Origin of the sequence: Geodermatophilus saharensis (assembly GCF_900188205.1) — a bacterium.
GTDB lineage: Bacteria > Actinomycetota > Actinomycetes > Mycobacteriales > Geodermatophilaceae > Geodermatophilus > Geodermatophilus saharensis.
In genome coordinates this window covers 215,790-228,615 of record NZ_FZOH01000003.1, presented here as the reverse complement: position 1 = coordinate 228,615, position 12,826 = coordinate 215,790, and the positions used below count along the sequence as shown (strand labels likewise).

The following is a 12,826-nucleotide window of genomic DNA, read 5'->3' as shown; positions in this document are numbered from 1 at the left end:
GGGGCGGTACCGTCCGCCGCGTGCCGGACGCCGCGCCCCCGCAGGACACCCGGCGGGGCACGCGGCGGCAGCTCGACGCGCTGACGCTGGGGCTGTTCACCGTCGCGCTGGGCACGAACGTCCCCACCCCGCTGCTGCTGGTCTACCGGCGGACGCTGGGCCTGTCCGACGCCGACCTCACCGCCGTCTTCGGCTGCTACGCCATCGGCCTGATCGCCGCCCTCACCGTGGCCGGCGCGGCGTCGGACCGCTTCGGCCGCCGGGCGCTGGTGCTGCCGTTCTCGGTCCTCGCCGGGCTGGTGTCGCTGCTGTTCCTGCCCGCCGTCGACCACCTGCCGCTGCTCTACCTGGGCCGGCTGCTGCAGGGCGTCGTCTCGGGGGTGGTGTTCTCCGTCGCCAACGCCTGGCTGCAGGAGCTCGCCGGTCCGCACGGCCAGCGGTCGGCGGCCACCCGCGGGGCGGTGTCGACGTCGCTGGGCTTCGCCGTCGCCCCGGCCATGAGCGGGCTGCTCGCCCAGTACGGCCCCGCGCCGACGACGCTGCCCTACCTCGTGCACGTCGCCGTCCTCGTCGTCGGCCTGGGCGCCCTGCTGACCGTGCCGGAGACGGTCGAGGTCCGCCGTCCCGGCCGGCTGATGACCCTGGGGCTGCCCCCGGAGGCGCGGCGGCCGTTCTGGGCGGTGCTCGCCCCCACCGCCTCCGGGGTGTTCGCCTTCCCCGCCGTCGCGGCCACCCTGCTGCCGCTGCTGGTCGTCCCCGACGGCGTCGGCGTGGCCTACGCCGGGCTGGTCGGCGGGCTGGCCCTGGGCGCGAGCGCGGTCGCCGCGCGGGTCGGGCGCCGGTTCGAGCGCGGCGCCGCGCCGCTGGGCATGGCGCTGGGCGCGGCCGGTGTCGGGCTGGCCGTGGCCGCCATCGTCACCCGCTCCGAGCCGCTGCTGGTGCCGGCGTCGCTGCTCATGGGCAGCTGCGGCGGGCTGTGTCTCACCGCCGGGCTCACGCTCACCGCCCGGCTCGCGCCGCCGCAGACCCGCGGGGCGATGAACAGCGCCTTCTACGCCTTCGCCTACGTCGGCTTCGGCGCGCCGCTGCTGCTCGCGTGGCTGGGCTCCCTCGTCGGCTCGGTCGCGGCGATGTCGGCGTTCGTGGCCGTCCCCGCCGCCCTCGCCGGCTGGCTGTGGCTGGAGCTGCGCACCGGCGGCCGGCGCTGACGGTCCGGGCACCGGCCGGCAGCGGGTAGCGTCCTCCTCGACCGGAGGGGGTCCCATCACCACACGCCGTGCCCACTGTGCCGACGCCCATCTCGGGTGCCCCTGCCGGGGCGACGAGGCGGTCCACGAGGAGCGCTCGCGCGAGCTGGGTGCCGCGCGCGCCCGCGCCGAGCCGGTCGACTGCCCCGAGTGCGGGTCCCCGACGACGCACCTGTCCCTGGTCGCGTGGGGCCACTGCCGTGCCTGCCGCACGGCACAGTCGCGGGTGGTCGACCCGCTCCGCTGGTGACGCCGCCGACTGTGACACTGCCGGCGGTGGTACCGCCTGCCGCCGAGCAGCCGGTACAGTCGTGCCCGGTCGCTGTCGTACCTCTGCTTCGTTCTCGGACGTCCGCAGTCGTCTCTGCCTGACGTTCCACTCGGTCCTGCCGGTCGGTGCGGCGACCCGGGAACCGGTACCTGCCGGGCTCGACACCCCCCAGCACGGACGAAGGAGAACGACATGGCCCAGGGCACTGTGAAGTGGTTCAACGCGGAGAAGGGCTTCGGCTTCATCGAGCAGGACGGCGGCGGTCCCGACGTCTTCTGCCACTTCTCGGCGATCAGCGGCAGCGGCTACCGCTCGCTGGACGAGGCGCAGCGCGTCGAGTTCGACGTCACCCAGGGCCAGAAGGGCCCGCAGGCGGAGAACGTCCGCGCCATCTGAGCGCCCCCCCGCACGACGGCGAGACCCCCACGGCCCCGGGCCGTGGGGGTCTCCCCGTCTCCGGGTGTTGGATGGGCCGGGGCCACGCCGAGGGGAGACCGCAGCAGCCATGCAGGAGCGCGTCACGGCCGGAGCCGCCGCGGGGCCGGCCGGGAGGAACTGGGCCGGCAACCTCGCCTACCGGGCCGCCCGGCTGCACCGGCCGACCAGCGTCGCCGAGGTCCAGGAGATCGTCGCGGGCAGCCCGCGGGTCAAGGCCCTGGGCTCCCGCCACTGCTTCAACGACATCGCCGACACCCCCGCCGACCTCATCTCCCTCGATGCACTGGAGGGGGACGTCGAACTCGACGCGCCCGGCGGGGCCGCCCCGGGTGTGGCGTGGGTCCTCGGCGGCACGCGGTACGGGGACCTGCTCCCCGAGCTGGCGCGGCACGGCTGGGCCCTGCACAACCTCGCCTCGCTGCCCCACATCACCGTCGTCGGCGCCACCGCCACCGGCACCCACGGGTCGGGCGGCCGCAACGGCTCGCTGAGCACCTCCGTCGCCGGGCTCGACGTCGTGCGGTCCGACGGCGAGCTGGTCCGCCTGCGGGCCGGGGACGCCGACCTCCCCGGCGCCGTGGTCCACCTCGGCGCCCTGGGCGTGGTGACCCGCATCGGGCTGCGGTTCCAGCCGACCTTCTCCGTGCGCAACAACGTCTACCTCGGGCTGACGTGGGACCGGCTGCTCGCCGACTTCGACGAGGTGGCCGACGCCGCCTACAGCGTCAGCGTGTTCACGAACTGGCACGAGGTCACCCAGGTGTGGGTGAAGTCGCGGGTCGACGAGCTCGAGGTGGCCCCGGAGGAGTTCTTCGGCGCCCGGTCGGCCACCGAGCCGAGCCACATGCTGCCCGACACCCCCGTCGAGAACCTCACCGAGCAGCTCGGCGTCCCCGGGGAGTGGCACGAGCGGCTGCCGCACTTCCAGCTCGGGTTCACCCCCAGCCGCGGCGAGGAGCTGCAGAGCGAGTACTTCGTGCCCCGGGCGCAGGCCCGCACGGCGGTCGGGGCGCTGCGCGCGCTGGCCGGCCGGATCGCGCCGCTGCTGCTGGTCAGCGAGATCCGCACCGTCGCCGGGGACGACCTGTGGCTCAGCCCCGCCTACGGCACCGACGTCGTCGCGCTGCACTTCACCTGGGTCCCCGACGAGCCCCGGGTGCGCGCCCTGCTCCCGGCCATCGAGGAGGCGTTGCGCCCCTGCGGCGCCCGCCCGCACTGGGGCAAGCTCTTCACCACGAGCGCCGGCGAGCTGGCCGGCCTCTACCCGCGGCTCGGGGACTTCCGCGAGCTGGTGCGGCGCTTCGACCCGCGCGGCGCCTTCCGCAACGACTACCTCGACCGGACCGTCGCCGCGCACGTGTGAGAGTGGCGTCATGCTGGTCCTGGAGTACGAACTGGCCGACGACTACCTGGCACGCCGGGCACCGCTGCGCGAGGAGCACCTGGCCCTCGCGCGCGCGGCGCACGAGCGGGGCGAGCTGCTGCTCGCCGGGGCGCTGCCCGACCCGTACGACCGGGCGCTGCTGGTGTGGACGGCGGAGCGCGACGTCGTCGAGCGGTTCGCCGCGTCCGACCCCTACGTCGTGCACGGCCTGGTCACCGCGTGGTCGGTCCGGCGGTGGGACGTCGTCGTCGGCGGGGGTGCGGCGTGACCGGCTTCCCGACCGTCGCCGAGCTCGCCGCGGAGGAGGACGAGCTGCAGTTGCCGACGTTCACCAACGACGACGCCTGGGAGCTGGGGTCGGCGCTGGTGGCCGCCGCCCGCCGCGCCGACGCGCCGGTCGCGGTGGAGATCGTCCGCAACGGGCACCGGCTGTTCTCCGCCGCGCTGACCGGTGCCACGCCGGACAACGCCGACTGGATCGCGCGCAAGTGCCGGGTGGTGCACCGCTTCGGGCACGGCTCGCTGTACGTCCGGCAGACCTGGGTCGAGCGCGGGACGACGTTCGAGGAGTCCTCGGGCCTGGACCCCCGGCGCTACGCCGCGCACGGTGGCGCCGTCCCGCTGCTGGTGCGCGGCGTGGGACCGGTCGGCGTCGTCGCGGTGTCCGGGCTGCCGCAGCTGGAGGACCACCGGATGGTGGTCGCCGCGCTGCGCGCCCACCTGGGGCGCTGAGCCTCACCCCAGCTCGGCCAGCCGGCCGGCGAGGAAGGCCCGCTCGACGGCGTTGGCGGTGAGGTGCAGCGCCTCGGTGTAGGCCAGGCGCGCCTCCTCGAGCCGGCCCAGCCGGCGCAGCAGGTCGGCCCGGGCCGCGGGCAGGTAGCCGTAACCGGCCAGCTGCGGCTCGGTGGCCAGCTCGTCGAGCGCGGCCAGCCCGGCCGCGGGTCCCGACGCGAAGCCGACGGCGACCGCGCGGTTGAGCGCGACCACCGGCGAGGGCCAGACCTGGCCGAGCACCCCGTACAGGGCGACGATCTCGGCCCAGTCGGTGGCCTCCCAGGTGGGGGCCTCGGCGTGGACGGCGGCGATCGCCGCCTGCAGGGCGTAGCGGGACGGCGGCCGGGCCCGCAGCGCCTCGCGCACCAGGGCGACCCCCTCGGCGACGGCGGCGGCGTCCCAGCGGGAGCGGTCCTGCTCCTCGAGCAGCAGCAGCCGGCCGTCCTCGCCGGTGCGGGTGGCCCGGCGGGCGTCGGTGACCAGCAGCAGCGCGAGCAGCCCGGCCACCGCGGGGTCCCGGGGCAGCAGCGTGCGCAGCATCCGGCACAGCTGCAGCGCGCGCTCGACCAGGTCGCGCCGGACGAGCTCCTCCCCCGCCGGGACGGTGTGGCCGGTGGTGAACAGCAGGTGCACCACCGCCAGGACGGCGTCGACCCGCTCGGGCAGCTCCGTCGGCGGCGGCACCCGGTACGGGATGCGGGCGACGGCGATCTTCTTCTTGGCGCGGGTGAGGCGGGCGGCCATCGTCGGCTCGCTGACCAGGAAGGCGCGGGCCACCTCCGCGGTGGTCAGCCCGCACAGCAGCCGCAGCGTCAGCGCCACCTGCGCGGGGCGGTCCAGCGCCGGGTGGCAGCAGGTGACCACCAGCCGCAGCCGGTCGTCGGGGTAGCCGTGCGTGCCGTCCCCGGTGTCGTCGTCGGCCGGGTCCGGGGCGAGGTCGTCCTCGACCAGCAGCGGCAGCGAGCGACGGGCCACGCCCTGGTGGCGCAGCACGTTGAGCGCCCGCCGCCGGGCCACGGTGGTGAGCCAGGCCCCGGGCCGCGACGGGACGCCGGTGTCACGCCAGTCGGTGAGAGCCGTGGCGAAGGCCTCCTGCACGCACTCCTCGGCGACGTCGAGGTCGCGGGTGACGCGCACCGTCGCGGCGAGCACGAAGGCCCACTCGCGACGGTGCGCGTCGGCGACCGCGGCGGCGACGGCGGAGGCGTCGGGCACGGGGTCGGCGGTCACGGTCGGCTCAGTCGAACACCATGACCGGGCGGACCTCGACCCCGCCGAAGCGGGCCGGCACCGCCCGCGCGACGGCCAGGGCGGTGTCGAGGTCGGGGGCCTCGACGAGGTAGTAGCCCCCGAGGGCCTCCTTGGTCTCCACGAACGGGCCGTCGGTGACCTCCGACCCGCCGCGCACGCTGGTCGCCGTCGTGGTCGGCTGCAGGGCCGACCCGCCGAGCAGCTTCGCGCCGAGGCCGTCGACGCCGGCGGCGAACCGGTTGTGCTCCTCGATGATCTCGCCCCACACCTCGGGCGCCGCCGTCGCGTAGGACGCCTCGTCCTCGTAGATCAGGATCAGGTACTGCGCCATCTGGCCCTCCCGGGTCCCGGGGGCCCGCCGGTCGGGCCCTCCACCTCTACGACACGCAGCACCGCACCAGATCGACAGGTCCGCCGGAAGATCTCCGCGGCACCGGTACCGCGTCCGGGGAGCCCGCCGCTGGCGACACGCCGGGTCGCCCGGTCGAGGGCACGATGCGCCAAGCGGACGGCGGGGTTTCGCGCAGTTCCTGCCAGTGCGTCCGGCGGCGCCCGCTGCGTAACGTCACGGACAGCAGTCAGGGCGTACCCGTCCGTCACAGGGCGCCACGCCGTACCCCGATCCGAGGAGCTTCCCGTGCACTCCTTCTCGCGCACCCACCTCAGCCTGGTCCCCGGCGACGAGGCCGCCCTCCGCTTCGACGACCCCGACTTCGGCTACGACGAGGGCCACGACGAGGGCTACGACGAGGGTTACGAGCACGGCGACGGCGCGCAGACCCCGCTGTCCTTCTGGGCCGACACCACCGAGGGCGGCTCGGCCGCGTGGCGGCTGGACGCGCTGTGCGCCGAGACCGACCCCGAGGCGTTCTTCCCGGAGAAGGGCGGCTCCACCCGCGAGGCCAAGCGCGTCTGCGCGGGCTGCTCGGTGCGCACCGAGTGCCTGGAGTTCGCCCTCGCCAACGACGAGCGCTTCGGCATCTGGGGCGGCCTGTCCGAGCGTGAGCGGCGCCGGGTGCGCCTGGAGCGCCGCGAGCGCCTCAGCGCCTGACCGTGCCTTCGTCGCGCTGTCGGCACCGCCCCGGCACAGGTGACCAGGGCGCGCTCGCCGGAGGACTACAGCGCGGCCTCGGCGAGCAGCTCCACCTGGGCCGGGTCGGAGACGGTGGGGTCGAGGACGAGCTCGTCCACGCCGATCTCGGCGAAGCCGGCGACGGCGTCCCGGATCGCCTCCGGTGAGCGGTGCGCGCTGCCGGCGATCATCTCCGCCGTCTCGCGGCCCATCGGCGCGTAGTAGTCGAGCAGGTAGCGCCGGGACTCCTCCTCGGTGTCGCCCAGCGAGAAGTAGTTGAGCGCCACGAACCGCGGTGAGCCCTCCTTGCCGGCCTCCCGCCAGGCGGTCCGGACCCGGTCGAGGAACGGCGCGGTCATCTCCGGCGGGAGGCCGCCGGCGGTCCAGCCGATGCCGTGCTCGACCGTGCGGCGGATCGCCGCCTCGGTGTTCCCGCCGATGAGCAGGGGCACGGCGTCGTGCCCGGTCTCCGGCGTCACCCGCCGGGTGCCCTCGACGATCGGCTCGCCGGCCCACGCCCGGTGCAGGTCGGCCAGCTGCTCGTCGAACAGCCGCCCCCGGGAGGCGAAGTCCCGGCCGGTGAGCCGGTAGTCGACGTCACGCCACCCGGCACCGAGGCCCAGGGTCAGCCGCCCGCCGGTGAGCTCCTGCACCGTGGACGCCTGCTTGGCCAGCTCCGCGGTGCTGCGCGCCGGGGAGATCAGGACGTTGGTGATGAACCCGATGCGCTCGGTCACCGCCCCGGCGGCGGCGAAGACGGTCAGCTCCTCGTAGCTGGGATAGGAGACCGCACCGATCGAGGCCAGGCTGGAGAAGCCCGCGGCCTCCGCCCGCCTGGCCCACTCCAGCAGCTGCGCGCCCGTGGTGCCCCGGACGCTGTTGGGGATGCCGATGCCGATCTCCACCTGTTCCTCCTCCTCATCAGGACGTGCCGGTCAGGACGTGCTCGACCACCCGCTCCAGCGCTCGACGGTGACCACCAGCAGCGGCCCGTCCGGCGGCTGCGAGCGGTACTGCGGGTGCCGCGCCGACAGCGCCGCCACGCCCGGGTGCGTCGCCGGGGGTTCCTCCACGACGGCGGCGGTCCCGTCCGCGCGCACCCACCACAGCCGCGACCAGTCGTCGTCGTAGTGGTCGACCAGCAGCGCGCAGCGCGGTTCGGCGCGGACGTTGGCCAGCCGCTGCAGCCGGCGGGTCCGCTTCGGCTTGGCGTCGACCGCCGAGTAGACGGTCCCGTCGACCAGCGCGAAGACGACGGGCACCACGTGCGGCGCGCCGTCGGGCCGCACGGTGGCGAGCCGGGCGACGGCGCTGGAGGCGAAGCGGCTGCGCAGGTCCGCCGTCTGCACGCCGCCAGTCCTACCAGAGCCGCAGCCCCGGGACGATGGGTCAGCCGGCGACGAAGTCGGCGACGAACCGCCGGGCCGGGGCCTCGAGCCGGTCGCGGAGCTCGAAGAACAGGTCCGCGGCGCGCTTCCCCTCCCACCTCGGCGGCAGCAGCTCCGCCGGCAGGCCGGGGTCGAGGTAGGGGAACTTCCGCCACTGGTGCAGCGTCGACACGTGGTCGACGAAGGCGTCCCGGTCGTCGCCGGGGCGGGAGCGCCACCGCTCCGCCGTCGTAGCGGCGGCGCCCAGGAACTCGACGTAGAGATCGCGCAACTGCTCCAGGTGCCAGCAGCGGCCGACCAGCGCGGGCAGGTCCTCGAAGCCGAGGTGGTGGGCCTCGAAGACGGTCACGTACTCCTCGAAGCCGAGGGCCTTCACCGCCGACTCCAGTTCCGGCTGGATCCAGCGCGGGGCCAGCCACAGCCCGCTGCCCAGCATCCCGAAACCGAGCCACTCCAGCCGGCTGCGCAGCACGTGGCGCTTGTCCCGCTCCCGCTCGGGGACGGAGTAGGAGACGAGCACCCAGCCCTCCGCGACGGTGGACGAGTGCACGCGGGAGTAGATGCGCCGGTCGGCCTCGTCCAGAGCGGCCAGGGCGCTCTCCGACAGCCGGTAGCCGCGCTGCCCGTCACGCGTCTCGGGGACCAGCAGGTCGCGCTGGCGCATCCGCGAGATCGCCGACCGGGTGGCCGGCTCCTCGACCCCGACGACGGCCATCAGGCCGACCAGCCTGGCCACCGGCAGCCAGCCGCCGAGCGGGCGCATGAAGGCGCCGCAGACGTCCATGATGAGCAGCCGCGGCTGCCCGGGAGCACCGTGCTCGCGCTGCAGTGGCGACGCCGACATCGACGGCGTGCCGCCGGTCCAGCGCCCCCGCGCCGGGCCGGGGGGCTCCGGGGAACGGACCACGACCGCACCTCCTCCGTCGTCCACCCGCCGCTGCCACGCGGCCGGGTGCGCGCCGCGCAGCCGTCAGCGTGCCACCGCCCGGTCACGCGGTGACAGCGTCCCGGCACGAGCAGGTGCCGGAACCGACGCGAACGGCCCGCGCCCCCGCCGGTGGGAGGGGGACGCGGGCCGGGGGGACGTGCGGGACGGCCCTTCCGCTCGAGTGGGCAGTCGCGGGCGGTGACACCCGCCGACACGCCGCGCCGAGCGACACCCACTGCCCACTCGGCGCCGCCCCGGCGACGTCCTGGAACGGCCCCCTCGCAGGGCCCCACCGCGAGCGGAGGTGACCGGCTGGAACTGCCCCCTTCCAGGGGGGCCCGCCCTGAGCCTGCGAGCGGTGGGGGGCGAGGGGGTCCTTTCAGAAGTTGCCGCGGCGCTCCTGCTCGCGCTCGATCGCCTCGAACAGCGCCTTGAAGTTGCCCTTGCCGAAGCCCAGCGAGCCGTGCCGCTCGATGAGCTCGAAGAAGACCGTCGGGCGGTCGCCGGTGGGCTTGGTGAAGATCTGCAGCAGGTAGCCGTCCTCGTCGCGGTCGACGAGCACCCCGCGGGCCTGCAGCTCCTCGACCGGGACGCGGACCTCGCCGATGCGGGCGCGCAGCTCGGGGTCCTCGTAGTAGGAGTCCGGCGTCGTCAGGAACTCCACACCCTCGGCGCGCATCGCGTCGACGGTGGCGAGGATGTCGTTGGTGGCCAGCGCGACGTGCTGGGCACCGGCCCCGCGGTAGAACTCCAGGTACTCGTCGATCTGCGACTTCTTCTTCGCGATCGCCGGCTCGTTGAGCGGGAACTTGACCCGGTGGTTGCCGTTGGCGACCACCTTGCTCATCAGCGCGGAGTAGTCGGTGGCGATGTCGTCGCCGATGAACTCGGCCATGTTGGTGAAGCCCATGACCCGGTTGTAGAAGTCGACCCAGGTGTCCATCGCGCCGAGCTCGACGTTGCCGACGACGTGGTCGACGGCCTGGAACAGCCGCTTGGGGGCGCCCGGCCGCTTCTGGTAGGTCGAGGTGCGCGGCACGTAGCCGGGCAGGTGGACGCCGGTGTAGCGGGAGCGGTCGACCAGGCTGTGGCGGGTGTCGCCGTAGGCGGCGATGGAGGCCAGCCGCACGGTGCCGTGCTCGTCGGAGACGTCGTGCGGCTCCTCCAGCACGGTGGCGCCCTGCGCGCGGGCGTGCGCGACGCAGCGGTCGACGTCGGGCACGGACAGCGCGATGTCGACGATGCCGTCGCCGTGCCGGCGGTGGTGGTCGGCCAGCGGGCTGTCGGGGTCGTAGGCGCCCTGGACGACGAACCGCGCGGCGCCGGAGCGCAGCACGTAGCCGTGGTGGTCGCGGTTGCCGGTCTCGGGGCCGGTGTAGCCGACCAGCTCCATGCCGAACGCCGACTGCAGGAAGTGCGCCGTCTGCAGCGCGTTGCCCACCACCCACACCAGGGAGTCCCAGCCGCTGACCGGGAACGGGTCGGCCGAGGCGTCGTACTCGACGAGGCCGACCAGCTGCTGGAGCTGGTCGGCGCCCAGGCCGGCCAGCTTCTCGTCGTCGTTGAGGATCTGCTCGAGGCTCATCGCCGTCTCCTCCCGCGGGGGTCGTCGGTGTCCCCCGCACTGCACACCGGCGAGGGACACCTGGGCAACCGGTACGGCTGGTGCTGGTACGACTGACCAGGACGACCAGCAGTCAGCCCGCTGAGCTGGTCGCCGGGACCAGCAGCAGGAGGACCAGCGCATGACCGACCGCCGGGTGCTCGACGCCCTCGACGTCGCCCTGCTCGACGCCGTGCGGGAGCACCGCTCGGCCGGGCCGCTGGAGCTCTCGCGGCTGCTGGGGGTGGCCCGCGGCACGGTCTCGGCGCGGCTGCAGCGCCTGGAGGAGGCCGGCGTGGTCACCGGCTACGGCCCCGACGTCGACGTGCGCGCCGCCGGGTTCGGGGTGCAGGCCTTCGTCACTCTCGAGATCGCCCAGGGCGCCATCGACGCCGTCCGCCGCGACCTCGAGGCCCTCCCCGGCGTGCTGGAGGCGCACGCGACCACCGGCAGCGGCGACGTCCTGGTGCGGGTGGCCGCCCGCTCGCACGAGGCGCTGCAGCAGATGCTCGTCGACCTCAACCGCTCCTCGGCGGTGGTGCGCTCGACCAGCGTCGTCGTGCTCTCGGAGCTGGTGCCCTGGCGCACGCTGCCGCTGCTGCGGTCGGAGGCCGCGCCGGGCGCCGGCCGCTCGGCCATGCCGGGCCCGTCCGGGGGCTGACCCGCGCGGCGTGCGAGGCTGCGGGGCGTGCCGTCCCCGGAGATGCTCGCCGCCCGTGTGCAGGCCGTGCTCGACATCCCGCTGCACCGGCACCTGGAGATGCGGCTGCGCGACCCGGCCGACCCGCCGGCCGGCATCTGGTTCCCCGTCGGCGCGGCCGCGCAGAACCAGGCCGCGCTGCTGCACGGCGGGGTCGTCTACACCTTCCTCGACGTCGCGGCGTTCCTCGCGCTGCTGCCGTCCCTCGGCGACGGCGAGCACGCGGTCACCCACGACCTCACCGCCTCGCTGCTGCGGCCGGTGCGCGCCGGCGCCCGGGTCGACGTCACCGGCTCGGTGCTGCGCCGCGGCCGGGCGGTGGCGTTCCTGCGCGCCGAGGCGACGGTGGACGGCGCCCTCGTCGCCTCGGCGCAGGTCACCAAGACGATCGTCGCGGTCTGAGACCGGTCACCAGAGCGACATCGAGCGGAGGAAGATCCCCGCGACGTCGTCCTCGGTGACCTCCCGCGGGCAGGTGGCCAGCAGCCGCTGCTGCTTCATCGTCCCCTCGACGAGGTCGGGCACGTCGCCCTCGTCGAAGCCGACGGCGGCGATGCCGTTGGGGATGTCGATGTCGCGCATCAGGTCGGTGAGCACGGTCGGCAGGAACTCGGCGGGCTCGTCGGGCTGCCCGGCGTTGGGCGCGAGCAGCTGCGCGGCGCGCACGTGCCGCTCGGGGGAGGCCTCGAAGGTGAACCGGAAGGCCTCCGGCGCGGTCAGCGCCACCGACATCCCGTGCGGCACCATCGGCTCGCCGGCCGGGTAGTCCTTGGGGTGGAAGTCCTTGACCTGCCCGGCGATCGGGTAGGCGTTGGCGTGCGGGACGTGCACCCCGGCGTTGCCGAAGCCCATCCCCGCGAAGGTGGCCGCCATCGCCATGTCGGCGCGGGCCTGCGTGTCGTCGCCGTGCCGGACCGCCCGCCGGAAGGAACCGGCCAGCAGCGACAGCGCCTTCTCCGACCACATGTCCGAGATCGGGTTGGACCCGCAGTAGGGCACCCGCTGCTCGGGGGTCTTGCGGTCGTAGGTGGTGTACCAGCGGGCGGTGTAGCTCTCCAGCGCGTGGCAGAGGATGTCCATGCCCGAGGCGGCGGTGACGCCCGGCGGCTGGGTCACCGTCAGGTCGGGGTCGATGACGGCGAGGGTGGGCCGCAGCCGCGCGTGGCTGATCCCGGTCTTCACCCGCTGCGCGATCACGTCCATCACGCAGATGGTGGTGCTCTCCGAGCCGGTGCCGGTCGTGGTGGGGACGGCGACCAGCGGCCGCAGCGGCTCGCTCGGCGCCTGCCCCTTCCCGACCGGCACGTTGACGTAGTCCATGAGCTCGCCGGGGTTGGTGGTGAGCAGGTTGATCGCCTTGGCGGTGTCGATGCTCGACCCGCCGCCGACGGCGACGAACGCGTCCCACGGCCCCGACGCCCGCGCCTGCTCGATGGCCTCGGTGAGGCTGACGTCGGTCGGCTCGACGTGCACGCCGTCGTACACCCGCGCCTCGATGCCGAAGCGGCCCATCTGGTCGGCCACCCGCTGCGGCAGCCCGGTCGCCGCCACCCCGGGGTCGGTGACCACCAGGACGCGGCGCACACCGAGGCGGCTGAGGTCGTAGCCGATCTCGTCGGAGGCGCCGCTGCCGAACTTCAGCGACGGGGCGCCGTAGGTGAACACGGACTCGGGGACGGGAGCGCTCACGGGGACCTCCGGGCGGCCGGGGCGGGGCGGGCTGTCGTCGGTTGCGGTCGATGGTGCACGCCGGTTGTGTTCCGCACCACA

At 74.9% G+C, this 12,826-nt stretch carries 15 protein-coding genes; 8 read left to right on the top strand and 7 right to left on the bottom strand.

Annotated elements, in window-relative coordinates; translation table 11 throughout:
• Positions 1-20: 20 nt before the first annotated feature.
• The 5 genes from CHC04_RS09105 (at position 21) to CHC04_RS09085 (ending at position 4,072) form a co-directional block, all read left to right on the top strand.
• Complete coding sequence (locus CHC04_RS09105; protein WP_176449912.1) at positions 21-1,208, top strand: MFS transporter; 1,188 nt, start codon at positions 21-23, stop codon at positions 1,206-1,208.
• 502 nt (positions 1,209-1,710) lie between these two features.
• Positions 1,711-1,914: a cold-shock protein gene (locus tag CHC04_RS09100; RefSeq protein ID WP_089403605.1), complete on the top strand. Its 204-nt coding sequence runs from the start codon at positions 1,711-1,713 to the stop codon at positions 1,912-1,914.
• Positions 1,915-2,023: 109 nt separating this feature from the next.
• Positions 2,024-3,319, top strand: coding sequence for a D-arabinono-1,4-lactone oxidase (locus CHC04_RS09095; protein WP_089403604.1), 1,296 nt, complete (start codon positions 2,024-2,026; stop codon positions 3,317-3,319).
• Positions 3,320-3,329: 10 nt separating this feature from the next.
• Positions 3,330-3,608 carry a YciI-like protein gene (locus CHC04_RS09090; protein WP_089403603.1) on the top strand — a complete coding sequence of 93 codons (279 nt, stop codon included), beginning with the start codon at positions 3,330-3,332 and terminating at the stop codon, positions 3,606-3,608.
• Complete coding sequence (locus CHC04_RS09085; protein WP_089403602.1) at positions 3,605-4,072, top strand: heme-degrading domain-containing protein; 468 nt, start codon at positions 3,605-3,607, stop codon at positions 4,070-4,072. The genes CHC04_RS09090 and CHC04_RS09085 overlap by 4 nt, the downstream gene beginning before the upstream one ends.
• A 3-nt stretch (positions 4,073-4,075) precedes the next feature.
• On the opposite strand, the gene CHC04_RS09080 is transcribed toward CHC04_RS09085, so the two are convergent.
• The gene (locus CHC04_RS09080; protein ID WP_245817081.1) at positions 4,076-5,344 is read right to left on the bottom strand and encodes an RNA polymerase sigma factor; all 1,269 of its coding nucleotides are present in this window, start codon (positions 5,342-5,344) and stop codon (positions 4,076-4,078) included.
• Positions 5,345-5,351: 7 nt separating this feature from the next.
• On the bottom strand, positions 5,352-5,696 hold the full coding sequence (locus CHC04_RS09075) for a YciI family protein (protein WP_089403601.1): 345 nt from the start codon (positions 5,694-5,696) through the stop codon (positions 5,352-5,354).
• 306 nt (positions 5,697-6,002) lie between these two features.
• Between CHC04_RS09075 and CHC04_RS25535 the strand changes: the two genes are divergently transcribed.
• Positions 6,003-6,416, top strand: a complete 414-nt coding sequence (locus CHC04_RS25535) for a WhiB family transcriptional regulator (protein WP_281252211.1) — start codon at positions 6,003-6,005, stop codon at positions 6,414-6,416.
• Between the two features lie 65 nt (positions 6,417-6,481).
• Here the strand turns inward: CHC04_RS25535 and CHC04_RS09065 are convergent, their stop codons facing one another.
• From CHC04_RS09065 to hppD, 4 genes are all read right to left on the bottom strand, one after another.
• Entirely contained in the window at positions 6,482-7,342 is an 861-nt protein-coding gene (locus tag CHC04_RS09065; protein ID WP_089403600.1) for an LLM class flavin-dependent oxidoreductase, read from the bottom strand.
• Between the two features lie 30 nt (positions 7,343-7,372).
• The gene (locus CHC04_RS09060) at positions 7,373-7,786 is read right to left on the bottom strand and encodes a TIGR03668 family PPOX class F420-dependent oxidoreductase (protein WP_089403599.1); all 414 of its coding nucleotides are present in this window, start codon (positions 7,784-7,786) and stop codon (positions 7,373-7,375) included.
• Between the two features lie 40 nt (positions 7,787-7,826).
• Positions 7,827-8,732, bottom strand: coding sequence for a PaaX family transcriptional regulator (locus CHC04_RS09055; RefSeq protein WP_217897268.1), 906 nt, complete (start codon positions 8,730-8,732; stop codon positions 7,827-7,829).
• A 400-nt stretch (positions 8,733-9,132) separates the two neighbouring features.
• A complete protein-coding gene (hppD, locus tag CHC04_RS09050; protein ID WP_089403598.1) occupies positions 9,133-10,338 on the bottom strand; it encodes a 4-hydroxyphenylpyruvate dioxygenase in 1,206 nt (401 codons plus the stop codon).
• A gap of 160 nt (positions 10,339-10,498) precedes the next feature.
• Between hppD and CHC04_RS09045 the strand changes: the two genes are divergently transcribed.
• Both CHC04_RS09045 and CHC04_RS09040 read left to right on the top strand, forming a co-directional pair.
• Positions 10,499-11,017, top strand: a complete 519-nt coding sequence (locus CHC04_RS09045) for an Lrp/AsnC family transcriptional regulator (RefSeq protein ID WP_089403597.1) — start codon at positions 10,499-10,501, stop codon at positions 11,015-11,017.
• Positions 11,018-11,044: 27 nt separating this feature from the next.
• Positions 11,045-11,458 (top strand): PaaI family thioesterase, encoded by a 414-nt coding sequence (locus tag CHC04_RS09040; protein WP_245817080.1) that lies wholly within the window; start codon positions 11,045-11,047, stop codon positions 11,456-11,458.
• Positions 11,459-11,464: 6 nt separating this feature from the next.
• Here the strand turns inward: CHC04_RS09040 and CHC04_RS09035 are convergent, their stop codons facing one another.
• A complete protein-coding gene (locus tag CHC04_RS09035) occupies positions 11,465-12,745 on the bottom strand; it encodes a hydroxyacid-oxoacid transhydrogenase (RefSeq protein WP_089403595.1) in 1,281 nt (426 codons plus the stop codon).
• Between the last annotated feature and the right edge of the window lie 81 nt (positions 12,746-12,826).

What these genes read in the sequence shown, in the direction of transcription:
- CHC04_RS09075 (WP_089403601.1), bottom strand. Translation starts at nt 5,696, where the DNA reads ATGGCGCAGTACCTGATCCTGATCTACGAGGACGAGGCGTCCTACGCG.
- CHC04_RS09045 (WP_089403597.1), top strand. Translation starts at nt 10,499, where the DNA reads ATGACCGACCGCCGGGTGCTCGACGCCCTCGACGTCGCCCTGCTCGAC.
- hppD (WP_089403598.1), bottom strand. Translation starts at nt 10,338, where the DNA reads ATGAGCCTCGAGCAGATCCTCAACGACGACGAGAAGCTGGCCGGCCTG.
- CHC04_RS09095 (WP_089403604.1), top strand. Translation starts at nt 2,024, where the DNA reads ATGCAGGAGCGCGTCACGGCCGGAGCCGCCGCGGGGCCGGCCGGGAGG.
- CHC04_RS09100 (WP_089403605.1), top strand. Translation starts at nt 1,711, where the DNA reads ATGGCCCAGGGCACTGTGAAGTGGTTCAACGCGGAGAAGGGCTTCGGC.
- CHC04_RS09090 (WP_089403603.1), top strand. Translation starts at nt 3,330, where the DNA reads ATGCTGGTCCTGGAGTACGAACTGGCCGACGACTACCTGGCACGCCGG.